Source organism: Massilia aerilata, from assembly GCF_042656905.1.
Taxonomy (GTDB): domain Bacteria; phylum Pseudomonadota; class Gammaproteobacteria; order Burkholderiales; family Burkholderiaceae_D; genus Telluria; species Telluria aerilata.
In genome coordinates this window covers 20,455-44,606 of record NZ_JBHSMZ010000006.1, presented here as the reverse complement: position 1 = coordinate 44,606, position 24,152 = coordinate 20,455, and the positions used below count along the sequence as shown (strand labels likewise).

The 24,152-nt window shown below is 68.0% G+C and carries 20 protein-coding genes; 13 read left to right on the top strand and 7 right to left on the bottom strand.

Annotation, left to right across the window (positions count from 1 at the left end; translation table 11 throughout):
* Positions 1 to 116 precede the first annotated feature (116 nt).
* Complete coding sequence (gene alr, locus ACFPO9_RS09410; RefSeq protein WP_379769842.1) at positions 117 to 1,232, bottom strand: alanine racemase; 1,116 nt, start codon at positions 1,230 to 1,232, stop codon at positions 117 to 119.
* Positions 1,232 to 2,524 carry a D-amino acid dehydrogenase gene (locus ACFPO9_RS09405; protein WP_379769840.1) on the bottom strand — a complete coding sequence of 431 codons (1,293 nt, stop codon included), beginning with the start codon at positions 2,522 to 2,524 and terminating at the stop codon, positions 1,232 to 1,234. The genes alr and ACFPO9_RS09405 overlap by 1 nt, the downstream gene beginning before the upstream one ends.
* A 104-nt stretch (positions 2,525 to 2,628) precedes the next feature.
* Here ACFPO9_RS09405 and ACFPO9_RS09400 point away from each other — a divergent pair, with 104 nt between their 5' ends.
* The 3 genes from ACFPO9_RS09400 to ACFPO9_RS09390 all read left to right on the top strand — a co-directional run bounded on the left by ACFPO9_RS09400 (position 2,629) and on the right by ACFPO9_RS09390 (position 5,340).
* Positions 2,629 to 3,114: a winged helix-turn-helix transcriptional regulator gene (locus ACFPO9_RS09400; protein WP_379769838.1), complete on the top strand. Its 486-nt coding sequence runs from the start codon at positions 2,629 to 2,631 to the stop codon at positions 3,112 to 3,114.
* Between the two features lie 266 nt (positions 3,115 to 3,380).
* Positions 3,381 to 4,346, top strand: a complete 966-nt coding sequence (locus tag ACFPO9_RS09395; protein ID WP_379769836.1) for a chemotaxis protein — start codon at positions 3,381 to 3,383, stop codon at positions 4,344 to 4,346.
* A 43-nt stretch (positions 4,347 to 4,389) separates the two neighbouring features.
* Positions 4,390 to 5,340: a diguanylate cyclase gene (locus tag ACFPO9_RS09390; RefSeq protein WP_379769834.1), complete on the top strand. Its 951-nt coding sequence runs from the start codon at positions 4,390 to 4,392 to the stop codon at positions 5,338 to 5,340.
* A gap of 29 nt (positions 5,341 to 5,369) precedes the next feature.
* Here the strand turns inward: ACFPO9_RS09390 and budC are convergent, their stop codons facing one another.
* Positions 5,370 to 6,131, bottom strand: coding sequence for a meso-2,3-butanediol dehydrogenase (gene budC, locus ACFPO9_RS09385; RefSeq protein WP_379769831.1), 762 nt, complete (start codon positions 6,129 to 6,131; stop codon positions 5,370 to 5,372).
* Between the two features lie 333 nt (positions 6,132 to 6,464).
* Between budC and ACFPO9_RS09380 the strand changes: the two genes are divergently transcribed.
* Together ACFPO9_RS09380 and ACFPO9_RS09375 are read left to right on the top strand one after the other, a co-directional pair.
* Entirely contained in the window at positions 6,465 to 9,662 is a 3,198-nt protein-coding gene (locus tag ACFPO9_RS09380) for an efflux RND transporter permease subunit (protein WP_379770996.1), read from the top strand.
* Positions 9,652 to 10,794: an efflux RND transporter periplasmic adaptor subunit gene (locus ACFPO9_RS09375; protein WP_379769829.1), complete on the top strand. Its 1,143-nt coding sequence runs from the start codon at positions 9,652 to 9,654 to the stop codon at positions 10,792 to 10,794. Before ACFPO9_RS09380 ends, ACFPO9_RS09375 begins: the two co-directional genes overlap by 11 nt.
* 97 nt (positions 10,795 to 10,891) lie before the next feature.
* Here the strand turns inward: ACFPO9_RS09375 and ACFPO9_RS09370 are convergent, their stop codons facing one another.
* Together ACFPO9_RS09370 and ACFPO9_RS09365 are read right to left on the bottom strand one after the other, a co-directional pair.
* On the bottom strand, positions 10,892 to 12,214 hold the full coding sequence (locus ACFPO9_RS09370) for a PQQ-dependent sugar dehydrogenase (protein WP_379769827.1): 1,323 nt from the start codon (positions 12,212 to 12,214) through the stop codon (positions 10,892 to 10,894).
* Positions 12,201 to 12,650 carry a hypothetical protein gene (locus tag ACFPO9_RS09365; protein ID WP_379769825.1) on the bottom strand — a complete coding sequence of 150 codons (450 nt, stop codon included), beginning with the start codon at positions 12,648 to 12,650 and terminating at the stop codon, positions 12,201 to 12,203. Before ACFPO9_RS09365 ends, ACFPO9_RS09370 begins: the two co-directional genes overlap by 14 nt.
* A gap of 186 nt (positions 12,651 to 12,836) precedes the next feature.
* Between ACFPO9_RS09365 and ACFPO9_RS09360 the strand changes: the two genes are divergently transcribed.
* From ACFPO9_RS09360 to ACFPO9_RS09335, 6 genes are all read left to right on the top strand, one after another.
* Positions 12,837 to 13,724: a TauD/TfdA dioxygenase family protein gene (locus tag ACFPO9_RS09360; protein ID WP_379769823.1), complete on the top strand. Its 888-nt coding sequence runs from the start codon at positions 12,837 to 12,839 to the stop codon at positions 13,722 to 13,724.
* 25 nt (positions 13,725 to 13,749) lie between these two features.
* Entirely contained in the window at positions 13,750 to 14,769 is a 1,020-nt protein-coding gene (locus ACFPO9_RS09355; protein WP_379769820.1) for an ABC transporter substrate-binding protein, read from the top strand.
* 14 nt (positions 14,770 to 14,783) lie between these two features.
* Positions 14,784 to 15,638 (top strand): ABC transporter ATP-binding protein, encoded by an 855-nt coding sequence (locus ACFPO9_RS09350; protein ID WP_379769818.1) that lies wholly within the window; start codon positions 14,784 to 14,786, stop codon positions 15,636 to 15,638.
* A complete protein-coding gene (locus ACFPO9_RS09345; RefSeq protein WP_379769816.1) occupies positions 15,635 to 16,519 on the top strand; it encodes an ABC transporter permease in 885 nt (294 codons plus the stop codon). Before ACFPO9_RS09350 ends, ACFPO9_RS09345 begins: the two co-directional genes overlap by 4 nt.
* Positions 16,520 to 16,599: 80 nt before the next feature.
* Positions 16,600 to 19,161: a hybrid sensor histidine kinase/response regulator gene (locus ACFPO9_RS09340; protein ID WP_379769814.1), complete on the top strand. Its 2,562-nt coding sequence runs from the start codon at positions 16,600 to 16,602 to the stop codon at positions 19,159 to 19,161.
* Positions 19,158 to 19,490 carry a DUF5710 domain-containing protein gene (locus ACFPO9_RS09335; RefSeq protein ID WP_379769812.1) on the top strand — a complete coding sequence of 111 codons (333 nt, stop codon included), beginning with the start codon at positions 19,158 to 19,160 and terminating at the stop codon, positions 19,488 to 19,490. Before ACFPO9_RS09340 ends, ACFPO9_RS09335 begins: the two co-directional genes overlap by 4 nt.
* Positions 19,491 to 19,525: 35 nt before the next feature.
* Here the strand turns inward: ACFPO9_RS09335 and ACFPO9_RS09330 are convergent, their stop codons facing one another.
* Complete coding sequence (locus tag ACFPO9_RS09330) at positions 19,526 to 21,940, bottom strand: hybrid sensor histidine kinase/response regulator (RefSeq protein WP_379769809.1); 2,415 nt, start codon at positions 21,938 to 21,940, stop codon at positions 19,526 to 19,528.
* A 51-nt stretch (positions 21,941 to 21,991) separates the two neighbouring features.
* On the bottom strand, positions 21,992 to 22,360 hold the full coding sequence (locus ACFPO9_RS09325; RefSeq protein ID WP_379769807.1) for a hypothetical protein: 369 nt from the start codon (positions 22,358 to 22,360) through the stop codon (positions 21,992 to 21,994).
* 165 nt (positions 22,361 to 22,525) lie between these two features.
* Between ACFPO9_RS09325 and paoA the strand changes: the two genes are divergently transcribed.
* Both paoA and ACFPO9_RS09315 read left to right on the top strand, forming a co-directional pair.
* The gene (paoA, locus tag ACFPO9_RS09320; RefSeq protein WP_379769804.1) at positions 22,526 to 23,200 is read left to right on the top strand and encodes an aldehyde dehydrogenase iron-sulfur subunit PaoA; all 675 of its coding nucleotides are present in this window, start codon (positions 22,526 to 22,528) and stop codon (positions 23,198 to 23,200) included.
* Positions 23,197 to 24,150 carry an FAD binding domain-containing protein gene (locus ACFPO9_RS09315; RefSeq protein ID WP_379769802.1) on the top strand — a complete coding sequence of 318 codons (954 nt, stop codon included), beginning with the start codon at positions 23,197 to 23,199 and terminating at the stop codon, positions 24,148 to 24,150. Before paoA ends, ACFPO9_RS09315 begins: the two co-directional genes overlap by 4 nt.
* The last annotated feature ends 2 nt before the right edge of the window (positions 24,151 to 24,152 follow it).

Below are 24,152 nucleotides of genomic sequence, written 5' to 3'. Positions count from 1 at the left end.
GTCGTTCCCGCGAAGGCGGGCTAGGGCCCCCGGCATTAGCCCCCCAAGTTTGTATGCGTTGACGGGACGCCGACAGCACTTGGATCCCCGCCTGCGCGGGGATGACGGTTTTGAGCTTAGCGGTACTCGCGGTGGAAACGGCTGCCCAGCCGCGTCAACACCTCATACCCGATCGTCCCCGCCTCGCGCGCCACATCATCAACGGTCTGGTGTGCCCCCAGCAGCTCCACTTCGCAACCCGGCTGCACCCGCGTTTCGGGAATTCCGGTCACATCCAGCGTGATGCTATCCATCGACACATTTCCGGCAAACGGCACGCGCTGCCCATCGATGAAAGCATGGCCACGCCCGGACAGCGAGCGCAGCCACCCATCCGCATAGCCGATTCCGATGGTCGCGATCCGACGCGGCCCGTCGGCCACGAAGTGCGCCCCATAGCCGACGATGTCGCCGGTCGCCACCTGCCGCGATTGCACGATGCGCGCCCGCAGGCCGACCGCCTGGCGCAGCGGGTTCGGTGAACCCGGCTGCGGATTGATGCCGTACAGCGCGGCGCCGGGACGCAGCAGATCGTGGTGGAAGCCCGGGCCCAGGAACACCGCCGAGGAATTCGCCAGGCTGCCCGGGATGCCGGCAAGGCGCGCGCGCAGGGCGGCGAAGCGCTCGCGCTGAACCTGGTTCATCGCGTGCGCGGGCTCGTCGGCGCAGGCCAGGTGGCTCATCACCAGCACCGGCTGCAGCTCGTCTTTCCAGGCCGGATCGGCCAGCAGCCGCTCGGCGTCGGCCGGGGCCAGGCCCATGCGCGACATGCCGGTATCGAACTGCAGCGCGGCCGGCAGGCGGCGCTGCAGCTTGCGGCACAAGGCGCGCCACTCGGCAATCTGGGAAGGATCGTTCAGGACGGGAAGCAGCCCGTGTTCGACGAAATCGGCGGCGCCGCCGGGCGGCGGGCCATGCAGCACGTAGATGGCCGCATCCTCGGGCAGCATCGGCCGCAGGCGCATGCCTTCGTCCAGGTGGGCGGTGAAGAACACGCGGCAGCCTTCGCTGGCCAGCGCCGGCGCCACCACGGACATGCCGAGACCATAGGCGTCGGCCTTCATCACGGCGGCGCAGGCGGCGCCCGCGCCGGTGTCGCGCAGCAGGCGCCAGTTCGAACGCACCGCGTCCAGGTCGACCGTCAGCAGCGACCCGGCGCGGGCCGCATCGACTCCAAAGACATCCGCCACCATCAGGCCTTCGCGAATTCGGCGCGCGGTGCGGACGGGCGCTGGCCGGCGTAGCGGAAGATCGCCAGGTCGTCGGTGTGGATGGCCGGGACCTTGCCGCTCACCAGATCCGCGATCACGCTGGCCGAACCGCAGGCCATGGTCCAGCCAAGGGTGCCGTGACCGGTATTCAGGAACAGGTTGCGCAGCGGGGTCGCGCCGACGATCGGGGTCGAGTCCGGCGTCATCGGGCGCAGGCCGGTCCAGAAGCTGGCCTTCGACACGTCGCCGCCGCCCGGGAACAGGTCGGTCACGACCATCTCCAGGGTCTCGCGGCGGCGCGGGTTGAGCGCCTTGCTGTAGCCGGCGATTTCCGCCATGCCGCCGACGCGGATGCGGTTTTCGAAGCGGGTGATGGCGATCTTGTAGGTCTCGTCGAGGATGGTCGAGACCGGGGCCTGGGCGGCGTCGGTGATCGGCACCGTGATCGAGTAGCCCTTCAGCGGGTACACCGGGACGCGGAAGAACTGCCTCATCAGCAGGCGCGAGTAGCTGCCCAGCGCCACCACGTAGCGGTCGGCGGTGAAGACCCCCTTGTCGGTGCGGACACCGGTGATCTGGTCGCCCTGCGATTCGATGGCGCGGATGTCGACGCCATATTCGAAGCGCACGCCGATGCTTGCTGCCATCGCGGCCAGCCTAGTGGTGAACATCTGGCAGTCGCCGGTTTCGTCGTTCGGCAGGCGCAGGCCGCCGACCAGCTTGTCGCGCACATTGGCGAGGGCCGGCTCGGCGCCGGCCAGCTGCTCGCGGTTCAGCACTTCGAAGGGCACGCCGGCCTGGCGCAGGATCTCGATGTCCTTGGCGGCGCCGTCGAACTGGGCCTGGGTGCGGAACAACTGCAGGGTGCCTTGCTGGCGGCCTTCGTAGTCGATGCCGGTCTCGCTGCGCAGTTCACGGATGCAGTCGCGGCTATACTCGGCCAGGCGCACCATGCGTTCCTTGTTGACCGCATAGCGGCCGGCGTCGCAGTTTTTGAACATCTCCCACATCCACTGCAGCTGGAACAGCGAGCCGTCCGGGCGGATCGCCAGTGGCGCGTGGCGCTGGAACAGCCACTTGAAGGCCTTCATCGGGATGCCGGGTGCGGCCCAGGGCGAGGCGTAGCCGGGGGAGATCTGGCCGGCGTTGGCGAAGCTGGTTTCCAGCGCCGCGCCCGGCTGGCGGTCGATCACGGTGACTTCGTGGCCGGCCTTGGCCAGGTAATACGCGGTCGACACGCCGACCACACCGCTTCCCAGTACGATGACTCGCATAATGCTCTCGAAAAATAGATTGGATGAATCGGAAAAGATTGCTATCGTATATCTGATATAGGCAAATTAGTTCCTATATTTACTTCCAGATTTGGTGAAACTTCATGCGCGTTCAAAAAGAATCGAACCGGGTGCTCGACAAGATCGACCTCCACATCTTGTCCATCCTGCAAGGCGACGGCCGCATCGTGATGAAGGACCTGGCCGAGCGGGTCGGCCTGTCGCTGACGCCCTGCATCGAACGCGTCAAGCGCATGGAGCGCGACGGCGTGATCGCCGGCTACTATGCGCGGGTCAATCCGCAGGCGATGGGGCTGCAGATCCTGGTCTTCGTCGAGATCACCCTGCTGCAGAAGTCCGAAAAAGCCTTCGAGCGCTTCCGCCGCGCCATGCTCGGCATTCCCGAGGTGATGGAATGCCACCTGGTGTCGGGCGATTTCGACTACCTGATCAAGGCGCGGATTCCCGAGATGTCCGAATACCGGCGCCTGCTGGGAGAGATCCTGCATCTGGCGGATTCGGCGCAGTCCAAGTCGTATGTGGTGATGGAAGAAGTAAAAGAAACCCTGGCCTTGTCGATTGGCCAATGACGTTCGCCGCCGCCGATGTTTAACCGTCATCCCCGCGAAGGCGGGGATCCAAGTTTTGCCCGCACCTCGATAACGCGCACAAACTTGGGTTCCCGCCTGCGCGGGAACGACGGGAGCGCGCGGCAGGCCGGATGTTTGTGAGAATCCGTGGTTTTTTGGAACAGGAACTGATGAAATTGAGCAAGAGTTTGCCATGTACTGACACAGGCGGCAGCTTCGCCACTAGAATCGTTTCCCGGGGGAATCACTACTTTTCGGGATGAGACATGAAATCGGTTCAGCAGGAAGTCGACGAGCGCAGCAACCTTACCGGCACCAATAAATTCGAGCTTTTGCTTTTCCGCCTCGGCGGCGACGACAAGGGCCAGCATAGCGAGCTGTTCGGCATCAACGTGTTCAAGATCCGCGAGATCGTGGCGATGCCGGAGATCACCGCGATCGCCGGCTCGCCGAAGCACGTGCTGGGCGTGGTCAACCTGCGCGGCCAGATCATCCAGGTGCTGGACCTGCCTGGCATCGCCGGCGTCAAGCCGGTCACCGGCCTGAACATCATGCTGGTCACGGAATTCGCCCGCACCACCCAGGCCTTCGCGGTCGAGAGCGTGGAGGAGATCGTGCGCCTGGACTGGAGCCAGGTGATGTCGTCGGAGCATAGCGCCGGCAGCGGCATGGTGACCAGTATCGCCCGCCTCGAGCCGAGCGAAGGCCAGCCGGCCCGCCTGGCCCAGGTGCTGGACGTGGAAACCATCCTGCGCGACCTCAGCCCGCCCGACGAAAAGGACGCGCGCGCGGTGCAGCAGGCGGTCGGCAGCAGGATCGTCGTCAAGCCCGGCTCCGTGGTGCTGGCGGCCGACGATTCGGTGGTGGCGCGCGCCCTGATCGAGCAGGGCCTGGACGCCATGGGCCTGCCTTTCATCATGACCAAGAGCGGCAAGGAATGCTGGGAACAGCTGAACGCCATCGCCGCCGCCGCCGAAGCCGAGGGCAAGACCGTGCAGGACCGCATCGCCGCGGTGCTGACCGACCTCGAGATGCCGGAGATGGACGGTTTCACGCTGACCCGCAAGATCAAGACGCACCAGCGTTTCGCCAGCCTGCCGGTGGTGATCCACTCTTCGCTGTCGGGCACGACCAATGAAGAGCACGTCAAGAAAGTCGGCGCCGACGCCTACGTCGCCAAGTATTCGGCCGAGGATCTTTCACGTACCCTGCGAGCTGTTCTGCACGGCTGAGTTCCGGTATGATCCGGCAGTCGATTCCTTACCGAACTGCCAAGTGATCACTTCCAATCAAGAGGCCATTGCCTCGCGCGTCCTGAACCTCGTCAATGGCGGCGTCATCGTGCTCGACGCCGGCCGGCACATCGTCTTGTGGAACAGCTGGCTGACGCCGCGCTGCGGCCGCGCCGCCGCCCGCGTCATGGGACGGCCGCTGTTCGAGGTCTTTCCCGAGCTGCGCGGCTCGCGCGTGGAGGCGGCGGTCCTGGCCGCACTGGCGGAAGACATCACGACCGCGATCCCCCAGTCCGAGCAGCGCAGCCCATTCCCGCTGCGCGCCGCCGGCAGCTTCGACGGCCCCTTGATCGAGCAGGCGGTGACGGTCTCGCCCTTCCGCGAGGACGGCGAGACCTATTGCCTGGTCGAGATCCGCGACGTGAGCAATACCGTCGAGCGCGAGAAGCGCCTGCTCGACCATGCGGAATCGCTGCGCGCCCGTTCCTACGTCGATGGCCTGACCGGCATCGCCAACCGCCGCTACTTTGACGTCGCCCTCGACCGCGAGCTGCGGCGCGCCCAGCGCCTCGGCGGTTCGCTGTCGCTGCTGCTGACCGACATCGACTCCTTCAAGGCCTATAACGACCACTTCGGCCACCAGGCCGGCGACAGCTGCCTGTCCTCGGTGGCGCAGGCGCTGGCTTCGCGCCTGAAGCGCCCGGCCGACGTCGCCGCGCGCTACGGCGGGGAGGAGTTCGCCGCGATCCTGCCGGACACCGACGCGGCCCAGGCCCGCCAGCTGGCGGAAAGCATCCGCGATTACGTGGCTTCGCTGAACCTGCCGCATGCGCCGACCGCCGTGCGTCCGTACGTGACGCTCAGCATCGGCGTGGCCAGCATGGAGAAGGGGCGGCTGGAGGAGGCGAAGACCCTGATCGAAGCCGCCGACAAGGCTTTGTATGCGGCCAAGCGCGGCGGGCGGGACCGGGTGATCGTCGACGGCGAGGCTTGAAGAGGCTTCATCGATGAGCCGCCGGGGTCTCACATCGGCGGCTGCCCGTTCGAGGCCGTCACACCCGCATCCACGGGCAAATTCACGCCGGTGATCAGGCGCGCATCCTCGCTCGCGAGGAATGCGATCGCCGCGGCGACGCCTTCGGGATCCTCGGGCGAGCAGAGCGGCATGCGTTCCTTGAACTTGGCGACCAGCTCCTTATCCTTCAGCATGTCCTCGGTCATGCCGGTTTTCGTGAAGCTGGGATTGACCGCATTCACCCGCACGCCGTCCTTGCCCGCGTCCAGCGCCATCGCGCGCACCATGTTGCTGACCGCGCCCTTCGAGGTGTTGTAGGCGAAGGTATTCCAGTCGCCGCCGAGTCCCGAGACGGATGAGGTCATGACGATGCAACCCCGGACTTTCACCAGTTCGGGCATCGCCGCCTTGGCCATGTGGAAGTAGCCGCCCACGTTGACGGCCATGACGTGCGCGAAGTCTTCTTCGCTGGTCTGCATGATGTCGCCCTCGGTGGCGACGCCGGCATTGTTGATCAGGACATGCAGGCCGCCGAAGCGGTCGACGGCCGCCTTGACGGCTGCATCTGCCGTTTGCTTGTCGGCGGTATCGCCGATTTGCACCAGCACGCGGTCCTGCGGCAGTCCGGCGGCGGCTTTTTCGAGGCTGGCTTCATCGATGTCGAGCATGACGACACGGGCGCCTTCGTCGAGGAAGCGGCGGGCGCTTGCCAGGCCGATGCCGGAAGCGGCGCCCGTGACGAGTACGGTCTTATCCCTGAATCGGTTCATCCTGTCTTCCTCCTGGCGAATACGATGCAGGGGACGATAGCACAGCCGCGCAGACACCCCGTTCCGCCAGACTTTCAATACGATTGTGACGCGGCGGCGCGGCGCGCGACGGCATCGCCGGGGCATCGTATTGACAAAGGCGCCCCGCAGCGTATTCATGCGTGGAATTCATTGGCGTTTGTGGCCCGCAGCCCTAGCCAGCCCTCTGGTTTTCGCGCATATTATCGGGTTTGCACCACGGCTTCACGGCAGTTGGGCTGTCATTACAGGAAGATGGCGGCTGTTTGGCGCCCGTCTGGCCCGCTGGTTTGCCCTTGTCCGGAGTATTCAATGCTGCTTGGCCTTGTCCGCGTCGCGCTGCGCCGACCCTACACCTTCGTCGTGCTGGCGCTCACCCTGCTCATCATCGGCCCGCTGGCCGCGATGCGCACGCCCACCGACATCTTCCCCGACATCAAAATGCCCGTGATCGCGGTCGCCTGGCAGTACACGGGCCTGCCGCCGGACCAGATGGCGGGACGGGTCTCGACCCTGTTCCAGCGCTCGCTGACCACCACCGTCAACGACATCGAGCACATCGAGGCCAACACCTACGCCGGCATCAGCGTCGTGAAGATCTTTTTCCAGCCGGGCGTCGACATCGCGGTGGCCAACGCCCAGGTGACGGCGATCTCGCAATCGGCCGCGCGCCAGATGCCAGCCGGGATCACGCCGCCGCTGATCATCAACTACAACGCGGCCACCGTGCCCATCCTGCAGCTGGCCCTGTCCGGCAAGGGGCTGTCGGAGCAGCAGCTGTTCGACCTCGGCCTGAACACCATCCGCACGCCGCTGGTGACGGTGCCGGGCGCCGCGATCCCGCTCCCTTACGGCGGCAAGCAGCGCCAGGTGCAGGTCGACGTCAAGCCCGACGCCCTGCAGGCGCGCGGCCTGTCGGCCCAGGACATCGCCAACGCGCTGGCGGCGCAGAACGTGCTGACCCCGGTCGGCAGCCAGAAGATCGACGCGCTCGAATACACGATCCAGCTGAACAACGCGCCGTCCGCGATCGAGGACCTGGCGCGCCTGCCGGTCAAGGTCGCCGGCGGCGCCACCATTTACCTGGGCGACGTCGCCGACGTCCACGACGGCAATGCCCCCCAGACCAACATCGTCCACGTCGACGGCGGCCGTTCGGTGCTGATGTCGATCCTGAAGAACGGCTCGGCGTCCACGCTGGCGATCGTCGACGGCGTGCGCGCCAAGCTGCGGCAGCTGGCGCCCAGCCTGCCGGACGCGCTGAAGGTGGTGCCGATCAACGACCAGTCGGTGTTCGTGCGCGCCGCGATCAAGGGCGTGGCCACCGAGGGCGCCATCGCGGCGGCCCTCACCAGCGTCATGATCCTGCTGTTCCTGGGGAGCTGGCGCTCGACCGTGATCATCGCGGTCTCGATCCCGCTGTCCATCCTCGGCTCCATCATCGCGCTGGCCGCGAGCGGCGAAACGCTGAACCTGATGACCCTGGGCGGCCTGGCGCTGGCGGTCGGCATCCTGGTCGACGACGCCACCGTCACCATCGAGAACATCAACTGGCACCTGGAGCAGGGCAAGGCGGTGGAGCCGGCGATCCTGGACGGCGCCCAGCAGATCGTGGCGCCGGCGCTGGTGTCGCTGCTGTGCATCTGCATCGTGTTCATCCCGATGTTCTTCCTCGATGGCGTGGCGCGCTTCCTGTTCGTGCCGATGGCGAAGGCGGTGATCTTCGCGCTGGTCTGCTCCTTCATCCTGTCGCGCACCCTGGTGCCGACCATGGCCAACTGGCTGCTCCGCGCCCACGACCCACGCGAGGAGCACGCGCACAAGCCGACCAACGCATTCCAGCGCTTCCAGCGCGGCTTCGAGTCCCGCTTCGAAGGCCTGCGCCACCGCTACCACGGCATCCTGCAGCATGCGATCCGGCGCCGCCGACCCTTCCTGACCGGCTTCATCGCGGTGGTGGCGCTGTCCTTCCTGCTGCTGCCTTTCCTGGGCAGTAACTTCTTCCCGGCCGTCGATTCGGGCCAGGTGCTGCTGCATGCCCGGGCTCCGATCGGCACCCGCGTCGAAGAGACGGCCAAGCGCTTCGCGAAGATCGAAGAGGCGATCCGCCGCGTCATCCCGGGCAAGGAAATCGTGACGATGGTGGACAACATCGGCAAGCCCGCGTCCAGCATCAACCTCACCTACAACAACACCGGCACCATCGGCACCCAGGACGGCGACTTCCAGATCGCATTGAAAGAGGACCACGCGCCGACCGCCGACTACGTGCGCAAGCTGCGCGAGGTGCTGCCGCGCGAATTCCCGGACACCGCCTTTTCCTTCCCGCCGGCCGACATCGTCAGCCAGATCCTGAATTTCGGCTCGCCGGCGCCGATCGACGTGCAGGTGCGCGGCCGGAACATCGACGCCAATTTCGGCTACGCCAACCAGCTCCTGAAGCGCATCCGCGCGATTCCCGGCGTGGCCGACGCCCGCATCCAGCAGTCGAACCGCGCGCCGCTGTTCAAGGTCGAGGTCGACCGTACCCAGGCCCAGCTGCTCGGCCTGACCACGCGCGACGTCACCAACAGCATGGTGGTGAACCTGGCCGGTTCCAGCCAGGTGGCGCCGACCTACTGGCTGAACCCGGCCACCGGCGTCACTTATCCGATCGTGATGCAGACGCCCGAGGTGCAGCTCGACTCGCTGTCGGCGCTGGCGAATCTCCCGGTGGGCAACGGCGCCAACGCCAACGCCGCCACCCTGGGCGGGATCGCGCGCTTCGAACGCGGCAACGGCAGCGCCCTGGTGAGCCAGTACGACGTCACGCCCATGGTGCAGATCCACGCCACCACCCAGGACCGCGACCTCGGCGCCGTCGCCGCCGACATCCGGAAGGTGCTCGACGAAACGAAGGCCGACCTGCCCAAGGGCGCGACGGTCGAGATGCTGGGCCAGGTGCGCACCATGGAGCGTGCCTTCTCGGGCCTGCTGTTCGGCCTGCTGGGCGCGGTCGGCCTGATCTACCTGCTCATCGTGGTCAATTTCCAGTCCTGGACCGACCCGGCGGTGATCGTCTCGGCGCTGCCGGCGGCGCTGGCCGGCATCGTCTGGATGCTGTTCGCGACCCACACCAGCTTGTCGGTGCCGGCGCTGACCGGCGCCATCATGTGCATGGGCGTGGCCACCGCCAACAGCGTGCTGGTGATCAGCTTCGCGCGCGAGCGTCTCGAAGAACTGGGCGACGCCGCGGCGGCCGCGCTGGAGGCGGGCTTCGTGCGCTTCCGCCCGGTGCTGATGACCGCCCTGGCCATGGTGATCGGCATGCTGCCGATGGCCCTGGGCCTGGGCGAGGGCGGCGAGCAGAACGCGCCGCTGGGCCGCGCCGTGATCGGCGGCCTGGTGTTCTCGACCATCGCCACCCTGGTCTTCGTTCCCGTCGTTTTCAGCCTGGTCCACGGCCGCCGCAAGCTGCGCGCGCCGGATGCAGGCCTGCCACCCCAATCCGGAGTTCCCGCTCATGCAAGCTAAATCTACGAACAAACGTCCGCTGGTGATCGGCGCGATCGCGCTGGCGGTGGCCGCCGCCGTGGTGATCGGCGGCCTCGCCACCCGCCATTTCCAGGCCCAGCAGCTCAAGGAAGCGGCCGCGGAACGGGCGGTGCCGACGGTGAGCCTGGTCGCCATGAAGGACATGGCGGGCGCGCCGATGGAACTGCCGGCCCGCATCGAAGCCTGGTCGCGCGCGCCGATCTATGCGCGCGTGTCCGGTTACCTGAAGTCCTGGCGCGTCGACATCGGCGCGCCCGTGAAAGCCGGGCAGGTGCTGGCCACGATCGAGACCCCGGACCTGGACCAGGACCTGCGCCAGGCCCAGGCCCAGCTGGCGGTCGCGCGCAGCAACCTGGCGCTGGCCGAGAGTACGGCCAGGCGCTGGCAGTCGCTGGTGGCGCAGAACGCGGTGTCGAAACAGGAAGCGGACGAGAAGCAGGGCGACTACATCGCCAAGCAGTCCAGCGTGGCGGCGCTGCAGGCCAGCGTCGAGCGCCAGCAGGCGCTGAAACGCTATACCCAGCTGAGCGCGCCTTTCGACGGCGTCGTCACGGCGCGCAACACCGACGTCGGTGCGCTGGTCAACGCGGGTTCCGGCGGCGCCGCCGGCAGCGAATTGTTCGTGGTGTCCGACCTGCGCCGCCTGCGCGTCTACGTGCAGGTGCCGCAGCGCCAGGTGGCGCAGATCCATCCGGGCAGCCTGGCCCGCGTGTCGGTGCCGGAGCGCCCGGGCGTGACTTACCAGGCCAGGGTGCAGTCGCTGGCCCAGGCCATCAATGCGGGATCGGGCACCATGCTGGTCCAGCTGGCGGTCGAGAATCCCAAGGCCGAGCTGGTGCCGGGCGCCTTCGCCACCGTCGCTTTCGAGCAGGCGGCGAGCGCAGGCAATGCGGTGGCGATCCCGCCCGGCGCGCTGATCATGGGCCGCAACGGCGCCCAGGTGGCGGTGCTGGATGCCGCCAACAAGGTGCGGATCAGGAAGGTGACGATCGCGCGCGACTTCGGCAACGTGATCGAGCTGGGAGAGGGCGTCACCAAGGCCGACCGCATCATCGACAGCCCGCCGGACGGGCTGGCCGATGGCGATGTGGTGAAGCTCGCGAAACGGTAGGGCGGGCACACCGTGCCCGCGTGCGGCGCCCATGTGACGCGAACCTGATGCGTGGGCAGGTGATTGATGCCCCCGGCATCAATCACCCCACCCTAGCTTACTTCCTGGTGACGCGCCAGACCACATTGCCCACGTCGTCGGCAATCAGCAGCGCCCCATCCGCATCCTGCGCCATGCCGACCGGCGCGCCGAACAGCTGCTTCTCGTCGGCCGAGTGGAAGCCGGTCACGACCGGCTGGGCGGGGCCGCTGGGCATGCCGTTGGCGAAGGGCACGTAGACCACCTGGTAGCCCGAGAGCGGCGTGCGGTCCCAGCTGCCATGCTCGGCGACGAAGGCGCCGCCCTTGTACTGCGGCAGGCCGTTCCCGGTGTAGAACAGCAGGCCCAGCGCGGCGACGTGGGAGCCGAGAGCGTAATCCGGCTTGATGGCCTTCGCCACCAGGTCCGGGCGCTGCGGCTGGACGCGGCGGTCGACGTGCTGGCCGTAATAGCTGTAAGGCCAGCCATAGAAGCCTTTTTCCTGCACCGAGGTCAGATAGTCCGGGACCAGGTCGGCGCCGATCTCGTCGCGTTCGTTGGCGATGGCCCACAGCTTGCCGGACTGCGGCTCCCATCCCAGGCCGGTCGGATTGCGGATGCCCGAAGCGAAGACGCGGCTGGCGCCGGTCGCGGCGTCGACCTCGAGCACGGCGGCGCGGCGGTATTCCACTTCCATGCCGTTTTCCGTGATGTTGCTGTTCGAGCCGCTGCCCACATACAGGTGCTTGCCGTCGGGGCTGGCCAGCAGCGCCTTGGTCCAGTGGTGGTTGACGGTGCTCGGCAGGTCGCCCAGCTCGACGCCGGGGTCGGACATCTTGGTTTCACCCGGCGTGTAGCGGTATTTCATGATGTTGCCGGTGTTCGCGATGTACAGGGTGTCGCCGACAAGCTGGATGCCGAACGGGGAGTGCAGCTTTTCGATATACACGTACTTGTCCCACTCGCCGCTGCCGCCGGGCTTCCTGCGCAGCAGAGTCACGCTGTTGCCGCCCTTGCCGCCCTTGCCGGACTGGTTCTTGACCTTCCCGGCGATCACCTGCTTCGGCGTCGTGACGGCTTCCTCGCCGGGGCCGTTGGCTTCCACCACCAGCACGTCCCCGTTCGGCAGCACCAGCAGCTGGCGCGGGTGCTTGAGGCCGGACGCGATCTTTTCGATCTGCAGGCCGGCGACCACCTGCGGCCTGGCGTCGCCCTTCCAGCCGACGCCATCGGGCACCTGCATCGGCGGCACCAGGAAGTCCTGCGGCTTGGGCATGGACGGATTGCCGCCGACCTGCTGGGAGATGTTCATCTGGGCCTTTTCGCCGCAGGCGGAAAGAAGCAGCGACAGTGCGGCCGCCACGCCCAGCGCCAGCGGCAGTTTGCGATTACGCTTGTCCATGGCGGACCTCCTTGTAAGTAACGGTGTCCGCGGCCAGGACGATCCTGCCGATCACCATCGCCAGCACCGTGACGATGGACAGCCACACGCCGGCGGGCATGGTGGCGTAGGCGTCGCGGCTGTGCACGAAGGCGTTGAACAGGGCCGCCACGATCGCGATCACCTGGAGCCAGAAGTTCAGGGCCAGGTTGCGCGTACGTACGCGCGCCTTGCCGAACCAGGTGCGGCCGAGGTTGATAAGCTGGGGAATGATGGCGAACACCAGTCCGATGCTGATCAGCCAGGCCGCGGCCTTCACCCACAGCACGGTGAAGGTGTTCGAGTACAGGATGTCGAAGATGAGCGCGCCGACGAAGAAACCAAACGGTATCGGGTCGAGCACATCGAATATCGCCGATGTGATGCTGAATCGGGATGGGTGGTTTTGCGCATGCATGATGCTTCCTTTCTAGTGTGAGCGTCCATACGCGGACGCGGTAGGCGCTTGTCACCTTAGCAAAATACTGAACAGGATGTCGCATGACTGGCGGCGGAATCCGCATGAGCTTCCTCGAAATGCTTCGTTGGCGATCCAGCGGTGCGGGCATAAGCTGGACGCATCTCGACTCATCCGGAAGATCCCATGTCCGCCGTCCTCGAACAACTCGTACAGACCCGCCAGCACTTCGCCATCAAGCCCTTCGACGCCCCGCTGGGCGCGGAAGTGCTGGGGCTCGACCTGTCCCAGCCCTTGCTTGACGAGGACTTCGCGCGCCTGCACCGTGCCCACCTGGATTACCACGTGCTGGTATTCCGCGACCAGAACATCACGCCCGGCCAGCAGGTGGCCTTCAGCCGCCGCTTCGGGCCCTTGCAGATACACGTGCTGCGCCAGTTCCAGCTGGCCTCCGACCCGGAAGTGCTGGTCATCTCGAACATCCGCGAGAACGGCCAGCCGATCGGGCTGGGCGACGCCGGCCACTTCTGGCATTCCGACCTCTCGTACAAAGCGACCCCCAGCCTCGGCTCCATGCTGCATGCCCAGGAACTGCCGGCGGAAGGCGGCGACACCCTGTTCGCCAACCAGCACACGGCCTGGGAGCAGCTGCCCGCGGAGCTGCGGCGCGCCGTCGCAGGCCTGAAGGCCGAGCACAGCTACCTGGCCCGCTACGAAGACCTCCGCAAGCGTTATCCCTGGCGTCCGGCCCTGACCCAGGCCCAGATCGGCGAAGTCAAACCGGTCGTGCATCCGGTGGTGCGCACCCACCCGGAGACCGGACGCAAGGCGCTGTTCGTCAGCGAGCACTTCACGACCCGCATCGTCGGCCTGCCGGCAGATGAAAGCCGCGCGCTGCTCGACGCGCTGTTCGCGCACAGCACCCGCCCGGAGCACATCTACCGGCACCGATGGCAGCCGCAGGACATGGTGTTCTGGGATAACCGCTCGCTGATGCACCTGGCGGCCGGCTGTCCCGAAGACCAGCGCCGCAAGCTGTACCGCACCACGATCGAAGGCGACGTCCCGTTCTGAACACCTTGAAGAGAAGAAGACCACCATGCGCATCCCGTTCCAGAAATTCGCCGCCGGCCTGTCCGCGCTGGCCCTCGCCACCGCCACCGCCTTCGCCGCCCCGGCTCGCGCCGAGGGCCAGCTGCGCATCGCCCAGCAATTCGGCCTGGTCTACCTGTTATTGAATGTGGCCGAAGACCAGAAGCTGATCGAGAAGCACGCCAAACTCCAGGGCGTGCCGGTCAAGGTCGATGTCGTGCAGCTGTCCGGCGGGAACGCCGTCAACGACGCGCTGCTGTCCGGCGCCATCGACGTGGCCGGCGCCGGCGTCGGGCCCTTGCTCACCATCTGGGACCGCACCCGCGGGCGCCAGAACGTCAGGGGCATCGCCTCGCTCGGCAACTTCCCCTACTACCTGGTCAGCACCAACCCGAAGGTCAGGACCATCGCCGACTTCAGCGACGCCGACCGCATCGCGCTGCCGGCGGTGACGGTGTCGGTGCAGGCGCGCATCCTGCAGATGGCCGCTGCAAAAAAATGGGGCACGGCGCAGTACACGCGCCTGGACCGCCTGACGCAATCGGTGCCGCATCCGGACGCCACCGCCGCCGTGATCGCCGGCCAGACGGAGCTGAACAGCCACTTCGGCAACCCGCCTTTCCAGGACCAGGAACTGGCGGGGAATCCGAAGGCCCACATCGTCCTCAATTCCTACGACGTGCTGGGCGGCCCGAGTTCCTCGACCGTGCTGTACGCCACCGAGAAGTGGGTCAAGGAGAACCCCAAAACCTACCGCGCCTTCGTCGACGCGCTGAACGAGGCGGCGCAGCTGATCGCGGCGGACCCGGAGCTGGCGACCGACGCCTACCTGCGCGTGACCAGGGCCAAAACGGACCGCGCCTTCCTGCTGAAGGTGATCCGGAATCCGCAGATCGAGTTCAAGGTCGCGCCGCAGAACACGCTGGGACTCGCGCAGTTCCTGCACCAGGCGGGCGCGATCAAGACCCGAGCCGCCTCCTGGCGCGACTATTTCTTCGAGCACCCGGCGCTGGCCGCCGGCAGCTGAGGGGAGGGCGCCGCATGAACGTCTATCCCTTCCAGGCACCGGCGCAGGAGCAACCCTTGCCGGCGCCGCTGCTGCGCGTCCAGGACCTCAGCATCGATTACGCCTCCGGCGCCGGCATCGTGCGCGCCACCCACCAGGTCAGCTTCGACGTCTATGCGGGCGACCGTTTCGTCCTGCTCGGGCCTTCGGGCTGCGGCAAGTCGACGCTGTTGAAGGCGGTCGGCGGCTTCGTCCAGCCCGCATCCGGCGGCCTGCTGCTGCGCGGGCGCCGCATCGTCAAGCCGGGGCCGGACCGCATCGTCGTGTTCCAGGAATTCGACCAGCTGCCGCCGTGGAAGACCGTGCAGCAGAACGTGATGTTCCCGCTGCTGGCCGGCGGCGCGAAGCGCAAGGAAGCGGGCGCGCGCGCGCTGCACTGGCTGGACAAGGTCGGCTTGTCACGCTTTGCCGATGCTTATCCGCACACCCTGTCCGGCGGCATGAAGGCGCGGGTCGCGATTGCCCGCGCGCTGGCGATGCAGCCCGACATCCTGCTGATGGACGAACCCTTCGCCGCGCTGGACGCGCTGACGCGCCGGCGCATGCAGGAAGAACTGCAGGCGCTGTGGGAGGAGGCCGGCTTCACGATGCTGTTCGTGACGCACTCGATCGAGGAAGCGCTGGTGGTCGGCAACCGCATCCTGCTGCTGTCGCCGCATCCAGGCCGCGTGCGGGCGGAGGTCAACAGCCACCAGTTCGGCCTCGCAAGCAGCGGCAGCGCGGAGTTCCAGGCCGCGGCGCAGCGCATCCATGGCCTGCTGTTCGGCGAGGAATTGCAGCGCAGCGCTTGCGACGCCGGGGCGGGCACAGCCGTGGCGGTGCACTCATGAGCGCGCGGCTCGATCCCGTGGTCCGCGCCGAATACGAGCTGCCGCCGCAGCGCCATTTGCCGGTCCCCGCGCTGCGGCCCGTCAGCGCCGGCGCCGGACTGCCGGCGCATCTGCTGCAGGCCGGCTGGCTGCGCAAAGGCTTGCTGCTGCTGGCGCTGGCGGCGCTGTGGGAGTGGGCGGCGCGGGCGGCCGACAACGAGCTGCTGCTGCCGGGCTTCCTGCAGACCGCCAGGGCTTTCGGCGGGGGCATCGCGTCCGGCGAGCTGCCGCGCTACGTGGGCGTGTCGCTGGGCATGCTGCTGCAGGGCTACCTGGCCGGGGTGCTCGGCGCCTTCCTGCTGACGACCCTGGCGATGTCCAGCCGCCTCGGGCGCGACCTGCTGGAGACGCTCACCGCCATGTTCAATCCGCTGCCGGCGATCGCGCTGCTGCCGGTGGCCCTGCTGTGGTTCGGGCTGGGCAAGGGCAGCCTGGTGTTCGTGCTGGTGCATTCGGTGATGTGGCCGCTGGCGCTGAACGCCTATACGGGCTTCCGCGCGGTGCCGGACACCTTGCGCATGGCCGGCCGCAACTACGGCCTGGGCGGCCTGCGCATGGTCACCCGGATCCTGGTGCCGGCCGCGCTGCCGGCCATCCTGTCCGGCCTGAAGATCGGCTGGGCCTTCGCCTGGCGCACCCTGATCGCGGCCGAGCTGGTGTTCGGCACGACCTCGGGCAAGGGCGGCCTGGGCTGGTACATCTTCCAGAGCCGTAACGAGCTGTTCACCGACAAGGTCTTTGCCGGGCTGGCGACGGTGATCGTGATCGGCCTGCTGTTCGAGCACATCGTGTTCGACGCGCTCGAACGCCTGACGGTGCGGCGCTGGGGCATGCAGCGCTGAGTGTGTTGCGAGTACGACAGCTGGTTGTGAGGGGGACTGCAAAAAGGTAACATTGAGGGTCTATCCATTTTGCAGTTCACATGAGCCCTCTCCCGACTGCCCCGCATTCCCCGACCCTGGCCACCGAATCCGCCCTCGAACAGGCAAAGATCAGCCGCCCCTACCGGGAGCTGCTGCGCCTGTTCGAACAGGCGCCGGGCTTTGTCTGTTTTTTCCGTGGGCCGCAGCACGTCTACGAGCTGCAGAACCACGCCCACCACCGCCTGGCCGGCTTCAAGGACATCATCGGCAAGCCGGTGCGCGAGGCGCTGCCGGAGCTGGAAGGCCAGCAGTTCTTCGAGCTGCTCGACCAGGTGTTCGCCAGCGGCCAGGCCTTCGTCGGCACCGCCCTGCCGCTGGGGGTGATCCCGGCCAGCGGCGGCGAGGCGGTGCTGCGCTACATCGACTTCGTCTACCAGCCCATCGTCGACGAAAGCGGGGCCGTGGTCGGCATCTTCTCGCAGGGGAACGACGTCACCGAGCGCGTGCTGGCGGCCGAAAGCCTGCGCCGCAAGCAGGAAGAGCTCGAGCGCATGGTCGAGCAGCGCACCGCGGCCCTGGCCGAAGCGCATTCGGCCCTCAAGCTGGCCAACGAACTGCAGGGCGACAAGATGCACCTGCAGCGCCTGTTCGAACAGGCGCCCGGCTTCATTTGCGTGATGCGCAGCCCCGATCACGTGTTCGAGCTGGCGAATGCCGCCTACCGCACCCTGACCGGCGGCCGCGAACTGATCGGCAAGCCGATCCGCATCGCCTTGCCCGAAGTGGAGGCGCAGGGTTTCCCGGCCCTGCTGGATGAGGTCTACCGCACCGGCAAAGCCTTCATCGGGCGCGCCGTGCCGGTCGAGCTGCGCAGCGGCCCGGACGGCGCCACGGCCACCCGTCACCTGGACTTCATCTACCAGCCGGTGCTGGATCCGATGGGCGCGGTGATCGGCATCTTCGTGCAGGGCAGCGACGTGACGGAACAGAAACAGGCCCAGGACGAGCTGGCGCGGCACCAGCTGGAACTGGAGTCGCTGGTCAGCGCCCGCACGGAAGAGCTGTCGGCGGCCCAGCATGCGCTGCAGCGCTCGCAGAAGCTGGAAGCGATCGGCAAGCTGACCGGCGGCGTGGCGCACGATTTCAACAACATCCTGCAGGTGGTCGGCGGCAACCTCGAGCTGCTGCAGCGCCGGACCTCCGGCGCCGACAGCCGCCAGCTGCTGGAGACGGCCCTGCAGGCGGTCGAGCGCGGCGGCAAGCTGTCCTCGCAGCTGCTGGCCTTCGCGCGGCGCCAGCCGCTGCAGCCGGTGGTGGTGAACCCGGGCCGCATCGTCAGCGACATGGACGACCTGCTGCGGCGCGCGCTGGGCGAGACCATCCAGATCGAGACCGTGCGCGGCGGCGGCCTGTGGAATACCGTGGTCGACCCCAACCAGCTCGAAAACGTGATCCTGAACCTGGCCATCAATGCGCGCGACGCGATGCCGGGCGGCGGCCGCCTGACCATCGAGATCGGCAATGCGCTGCTCGACGATTCCTACGTGGCGGCCGAGCCGGACATCACGCCCGGCCAGTACGTGCTGATCGCGGTGTCGGACACCGGCAGCGGCATGAGCAAAGAGGTGCTGGAGCGCGCCTGCGAACCCTTCTTCACGACCAAGCCGGAAGGCGTGGGCACGGGCCTGGGCCTGTCGATGGCCTACGGCTTCGTCAAGCAGACCGGCGGCCACTTCCGCATCTACTCCGAAGTCGGCCACGGCACCACCGTCAAGCTCTACTTCCCGCGCAGCTTCGAGCTTGAAACCAGCGTGACCCGCCTGACCGGCGGCCCGGCCGAAGGCGGCATCGAGACGGTGCTGGTGGTCGAGGACGACCCGGCCGTGCAGCGCACCGTGGTCGAGATGCTGGGCAGCCTGGGCTACCGCGTGCTGAAGGCGGACAATGCCACCGCGGCCCTGGTGATCGTCCAGAGCGGCATGCCGATCGACCTGCTGTTCACCGACGTCGTGATGCCGGGACCGCTGCGCAGTCCGGAACTGGCGCGCCAGGCCAAGGCCCACCTGCCGGGGCTGGCGGTGCTGTTCACCTCGGGCTACACGCAGAACGCGATCGTGCACGGCGGCCGCCTCGATCCGGGCGTCGAGCTGCTGTCCAAGCCCTACGGCCGCGACCAGCTGGCGCGCAAGGTGCGGCACCTGCTGGCCAACCGCGGCATCCCGGCCGCCCCGCCCGCGGGCGCGGTGAAGCCCGGACCGGTCCGGCGCCGCATCCTGGTGGCGGAAGACAATCCGGACCTGATGAAGATGACCTGCAGCCTGTTCGAAGCCCTGGGCCACGAGGTGAGCGGCGCCACGACCCTCGACGCCGCCGCCGGCCTGCTGCAGGAATGCCGCTTCGACCTGCTGTTCACCGACATCGACCTGGCCGGCAAGTCCGGCGTCGACCTGGCGCAGCTGGCGGTCGAGGCGCAGCCGGCGCTGCGGGTGGCCTTCGCCTCCGGCTACGGCGCCCCGGACCGCGACGCCATCGGTTTCCCGTTCTGGATCGTCGCCAAGCCCTACAGGCTGGAAGACCTCGAGGCCGTCCTGGCGCGCCTGGATGGTATGATGGCGGCATGACGTTTCTGAATGTTCCGTACGCGGAAAAAGACCAGGCCCGCGAGCTCGGCGCTCGCTGGAATCCCACCCGCAAGCGCTGGTACGTGCCCAACGGGGTCGCGCTCGAGCCCTTCGAGCGCTGGCTGTCCAAGGATGGCGAGCCGGCCTCCGGCCGCACCGACGCGCGCGCCGCCAAGCTGGTGACGGGCGCGCGCTATGTCGAGATCGACCACGCCTGCAATCCCTTCGAGCCCTGCGCGCAGTGCGCGCCGCTGCTGGCGCAGAGCGGCTGGGCGGCGGCGCACGGGGATGTGCTGAAGGTCCTGCAGGCGCTCGGCCGTCCGCGCTGAATTTTTAGTAGTAGGGCGGGCACCCCGTGCCCACCCTACCGGCCCGGCGCTTCCGACAGCGCCGCCAGCAGCGCCTCCAGGTCCACCGGCTTGACGAAGTGGCGGTCGAAGCCGGCCGCCTTCGACAACACCTTGTCGTGCGCCTGGCCGTAGCCGGTCAGGGCCAGGTACAGGGCCGGCCGCCGGGCGGGCTGTCCTTCGGCCATTGCGCGCAGCCGGCGCGCCAGCGCGTAGCCGTCGATGTCCGGCAGGCCGATGTCGAGGATGAAGACCTCGGGCCAGTCGTGTTCCGCCAAGGCCAGCGCCTGGCGCGGATCATGGGCCACCGCGACCTGGTTGCCGAGGGCGCGCAGGATCTCGGCCAGCGACTCGGCGGCGTCGGCATTGTCGTCGACGATCAGGATGCTGCGTTCGTGCTGCGCGTACAGCGCTTCCGCGGCGCCATCGCCGGCCGCGGCCGCGCGCCCCGCCTGCGCCAGCGGCAGCCGGATGCGGAAGGTGCTGCCCATGCCCGGCCCGCCGCTCTCCGCCTGCACGCTGCCGCCATGCAGGCCAACCAGGGATTTCACCAGCGCCAGGCCCAGTCCCAGTCCGCCCTGGGCGCGGTCCGGGGTGCGCTCGGCCTGGGTGAACAGCTCGAACACCTGGGGCAGCAGTTCGGGACCGATGCCGATGCCGTTGTCGCGCACCGCGATGCTTGCCTGGCCGCCGGCCACTTCCAGCGACAGCGCGAGCGCGCCGCCCTGCGGGGTGTACTTGGCGGCGTTGTTGAGCAGGTTGGCGACCACCTGCACCAGGCGGATGCGGTCGCCGTCGACCCAGGCCGGGGCGGCATCCAGCGCCAGGTCCAGGTGGTGGCGGCGCGCCTCCACCAGCGGGCGCGCCTGCTCGACCGCGCTGGCCATCACCGCCTTCAGGTCGACCCGCTCGCGCTGCAGCTCCACCAGGCCGCGGGTCACGCGCGAGACGTCCAGCAGGTCGTCCACCAGGCCGGTCAGGTGACGCACCTGGCGCAGGATGATGTCGCTGGCCTGGCGCACCTTGTTCTCGTCGGCGGCCACGTGGCCCAGCAGCTGGGCCGCGCTGCTGATCGGCGCCAGCGGATTGCGCAGCTCGTGCGCCAGCATCGCCAGGAACTCGTCCTTGCGGCGCGCCGCCGCCTTCAGCTCTTCCTCGCTGCGCTTCTTGTCGTGGATGTCGGTCAGGGTGCCCATCCAGCGCACCACGGCGCCGTCGTCGCCAGCCATGGGTTCGGCGCGGTTCAGCACCCAGCGGTACTGGCCGGAGTGGTGGATCAGGCGATGCTCGACTTCGAAGGGGGCGCCGCCGTCGCTGCTGCGCTGCCAGGCAGTCACCAGCGCCGGCAGATCATCCGGGTGGATGTATTCCTTCCAGCCGTAGCCGGCGAAGCGTTCCAGCGGCAGACCGGTGAATTCCGGCCAGCGCGTGTTGAGGTAGTCGTTGCCGCCGCTGGCGGGCGCCGACCATACCATCTGCGGAATCACGTTGGCGACCGAGCGGAACCTGGCCTCGCTGTCCTTCATCGCGCGCTCGGCCGCCACCTGGGCGCTGATGTCCAGGTTGGCGGCGACCGCGCCGACGATCACGCCGTCTCCGTTCCGGATCGCGGCGGTGCGGATCAGGATCGTGCGCCGGGTCCCGGGCGCGCCGAAGGGTTCGATCTCGGCGACGCCGCCGCCGACGTCTTCGCCGAGCAGCACGCGCGAGATCGGCCAGTCGGCCGCGCCGATCGGCTGGCCGGCCTTTGGCGTGCCGGCCGGCCACCAGCCTTTCCACTCGTCGTAGCCCAAGGTTTTGCCGGGGGCGGGGTGGTCGCCCCAGATGCTGCGATTGGTCTGGTTCGCCAGCAGCAGATTGCCTTTCGCATCGACGTAGACGATGCCGACCGGTGCCGCGTCCAGCAGCACGTCCAGGCGGCGGCGGTTCTCGAGTTCGCGCAGCAGCGCCTCGGAGGCGATCCGTTCGCTCTCCTGGCGCGCCAGCTCGTTATTCTTGCGCTCCGTGATGTCGACCGCCACCCCGGCAAAGCGGCGCCTGCCGCTGGCGACGTCGCGGAACACCTTGCCGCGCGCGTTGACCCAGATGTCCTCGCGCGACAGCTGGGGGATCCGGTATTCGATGTCGTACAGGGTGTCGGTGACGATGGCCCGCTCGATCGCCGCCACCACGCGCGGCCGGTCGTCCGGGTGGATCATGCCGGTGAAGCGCGCCAGGTCGGTGCCGGCGCGGGCCAGCGCGGCGTCGACCTGGAACAGGCGCGCGAACTGTTCGTCGACGAAAGTGGCGCCGGTGTCGAGCTCATAGGCCCAGGTGCCGATATTGCCGGACGCTTCCAGACTGAGGGCGTAGCGCTCCTCGGCTTCCTTGTGGCGCGCCAGGGCCAGCACCTTGTCGGTCGCTTCGATCACGGTGCACAGCAGGCCGAGCACCGCGCCGGTTTCGTCGCGCAGAGGGCTGTACGAGAAGGTGAACCAGGCCTGTTACGGGAAGCCCTTGCGCTCGACCGTGAGCTGGAAGTTCTCGAAGAACAGGGCCTCGCCGTCCAGCACGCGGCGCGCCAGCGGCGCCATGGTGTCCCAGACCTCGGACCATAGCTGGGGCAGGGGACGGCCGATCGCGCCCTCCTTGTTGCCCAGCATGGGCGCGTAGGCGTCGTTGTAAAAGACGAACAGCTCTTCGCCCCAGGCAATGAAGGAGGGGAAGGACGAGCCGAGCACCATGCCGAGCGACATGCGCAGCGCGGCCGGCCAGTCCTGCACGGGGCCGAGCGGGTGGGCGCGCCAGTCCTGCGCAAGCGTGCGTGCGCCGGCGTCGCCGCCGTTGGCGAGGAAAGCGTCGCGGTGGGTCATCGTGATGGGCGTCCGGTCGTGGTCAAACGAGCAATTCTACCGGAAATGACGCAGGTCTTTGCGCACCGCTGGTGCAGCGAGGCGGCAGTTTCTGAACCGTGTGCGGCAAATTCGTCAAATCGTCTTAAGATGGCGGCGCGACCCAAGAGGAAAGGAAGCAAAACCATGGACGACCATCCAGATATCAATGCGGCGCGGCGCGATCTGCTGATCGCGGGCGCCTTGTCGGCAACGGCGGCGGCCTTGCCCGGCGCGGCCGGCGCCCAGACCCCTGGCGGCGCGCCGAAGGACGCAAGGACGCCGGCGCCGGTGCTGTCGCGGGTGGCGCTGCGCGTCAACGGCCAGCGCTACGACAAGGAAGTCGACACCCGCACCACGCTGCTCGACCTCTTGCGCGAGCACCTGCACCTGACCGGCACCAAGAAGGGCTGCGACCAGGGCCAGTGCGGGGCCTGCACCGTGATCGCCGACGGCCGGCGCATCAATTCCTGCCTCAGCCTGGCGCTGATGCACGAGGGCGCCGACATCACGACCATCGAAGGGCTCGGCACGCCGGACAAGCTGCATCCCCTGCAGGCCGCCTTCGTGAAGCACGACGGCTACCAGTGCGGCTATTGCACGCCGGGCCAGATCTGCTCGGCGACGGCGATGCTGGACGAGGTCCGGCGCGGCATTCCCAGCCACGTGACGGGCGACCTGAACGCGCGTCCGCTGCTCTCGCCGATGGAGATGCGCGAGCGCATGAGCGGGAATATCTGCCGCTGCGGCGCTTACTCGAACATCATCGAAGCGATTGCCGACGTCGCCGGCATCGCCGGCGCGGAAGGGGGCAAGGCATGAAAGCCTTTACCTACCAGCGCGTGAAGACGCCGGCCGAAGCGGCGGCCGCGGCCATCGCCACGCCGCACGCGCGCTTCATCGCCGGCGGCACCAACCTGCTCGACCTGATGAAGCTGGAGATCGAAACGCCGCCGCACCTGGTCGACGTGAACGGCATCGGCATGGACCGGATCGAACCGGCGGAGGATGGCGGCCTGCGCGTGGGCGCGCTGGTGCGCAACACCGACCTGGCGGCCGATCCGCGCGTGCGGCGCGACTACGCCGTGCTGTCGCGGGCCCTGCTGGCGGGCGCCTCGCCGCAGTTGCGCAACAAGGCCACCACCGCCGGCAACCTGCTGCAGCGCACCCGCTGCCCCTACTTCTACGACACGAACCTGGCCTGCAACAAGCGCGCGCCGGGCAGCGGCTGCTCGGCCATCGGCGGCTTCAACCGCCATCACGCGATCGTCGGCACCAGCGAGGCCTGCATCGCCACCCACCCCAGCGACATGGCGGTCGCGATGCGGGTGCTGGACGCGCAGGTCGAAACCGTCAAGGCCGACGGCAGCCGGCGCGTGATCCCGATCGCCGATTTCCACCGCCTGCCGGGCGACACGCCGCACATCGAGCACGCGCTGGCGCCGGGCGAACTGATCACCGCCGTGACCCTGCCGAAGCCGCTGGGCGGACGGCACTTCTACCAGAAGGTGCGCGACCGTTCCTCGTATGCCTTTGCGCTGGTGTCGGTGGCCGCGGTGATCCAGCCCGATGGCGGCGGGCGCGTGGCGCTGGGCGGGGTCGCCCACAAGCCCTGGCGCGTGCCGGCCGCCGAGCAGCTGCTGCCGCGCGGCGGCAAGGCCGTGACCGACCAGCTGCTGGCGAACGCCCGCGTCAACCACGACAACGCATTCAAGACAACGCTCGTGCAGCGCACGCTGGACAGCCTGCTGCTCGAAGCCAGGAGGGCTTGAGG

What these genes read in the sequence shown, in the direction of transcription:
- ACFPO9_RS09400 (WP_379769838.1), top strand. Translation starts at nt 2,629, where the DNA reads ATGCGCGTTCAAAAAGAATCGAACCGGGTGCTCGACAAGATCGACCTC.
- ACFPO9_RS09325 (WP_379769807.1), bottom strand. Translation starts at nt 22,360, where the DNA reads ATGACCCACCGCGACGCTTTCCTCGCCAACGGCGGCGACGCCGGCGCA.
- ACFPO9_RS09335 (WP_379769812.1), top strand. Translation starts at nt 19,158, where the DNA reads ATGACGTTTCTGAATGTTCCGTACGCGGAAAAAGACCAGGCCCGCGAG.
- ACFPO9_RS09350 (WP_379769818.1), top strand. Translation starts at nt 14,784, where the DNA reads ATGAACGTCTATCCCTTCCAGGCACCGGCGCAGGAGCAACCCTTGCCG.
- paoA (WP_379769804.1), top strand. Translation starts at nt 22,526, where the DNA reads ATGGACGACCATCCAGATATCAATGCGGCGCGGCGCGATCTGCTGATC.
- ACFPO9_RS09345 (WP_379769816.1), top strand. Translation starts at nt 15,635, where the DNA reads ATGAGCGCGCGGCTCGATCCCGTGGTCCGCGCCGAATACGAGCTGCCG.
- ACFPO9_RS09365 (WP_379769825.1), bottom strand. Translation starts at nt 12,650, where the DNA reads ATGCATGCGCAAAACCACCCATCCCGATTCAGCATCACATCGGCGATA.
- ACFPO9_RS09360 (WP_379769823.1), top strand. Translation starts at nt 12,837, where the DNA reads ATGTCCGCCGTCCTCGAACAACTCGTACAGACCCGCCAGCACTTCGCC.
- ACFPO9_RS09375 (WP_379769829.1), top strand. Translation starts at nt 9,652, where the DNA reads ATGCAAGCTAAATCTACGAACAAACGTCCGCTGGTGATCGGCGCGATC.
- ACFPO9_RS09370 (WP_379769827.1), bottom strand. Translation starts at nt 12,214, where the DNA reads ATGGACAAGCGTAATCGCAAACTGCCGCTGGCGCTGGGCGTGGCGGCC.
- ACFPO9_RS09395 (WP_379769836.1), top strand. Translation starts at nt 3,381, where the DNA reads ATGAAATCGGTTCAGCAGGAAGTCGACGAGCGCAGCAACCTTACCGGC.
- alr (WP_379769842.1), bottom strand. Translation starts at nt 1,232, where the DNA reads ATGGTGGCGGATGTCTTTGGAGTCGATGCGGCCCGCGCCGGGTCGCTG.
- ACFPO9_RS09340 (WP_379769814.1), top strand. Translation starts at nt 16,600, where the DNA reads ATGAGCCCTCTCCCGACTGCCCCGCATTCCCCGACCCTGGCCACCGAA.
- ACFPO9_RS09405 (WP_379769840.1), bottom strand. Translation starts at nt 2,524, where the DNA reads ATGCGAGTCATCGTACTGGGAAGCGGTGTGGTCGGCGTGTCGACCGCG.
- budC (WP_379769831.1), bottom strand. Translation starts at nt 6,131, where the DNA reads ATGAACCGATTCAGGGATAAGACCGTACTCGTCACGGGCGCCGCTTCC.
- ACFPO9_RS09355 (WP_379769820.1), top strand. Translation starts at nt 13,750, where the DNA reads ATGCGCATCCCGTTCCAGAAATTCGCCGCCGGCCTGTCCGCGCTGGCC.
- ACFPO9_RS09315 (WP_379769802.1), top strand. Translation starts at nt 23,197, where the DNA reads ATGAAAGCCTTTACCTACCAGCGCGTGAAGACGCCGGCCGAAGCGGCG.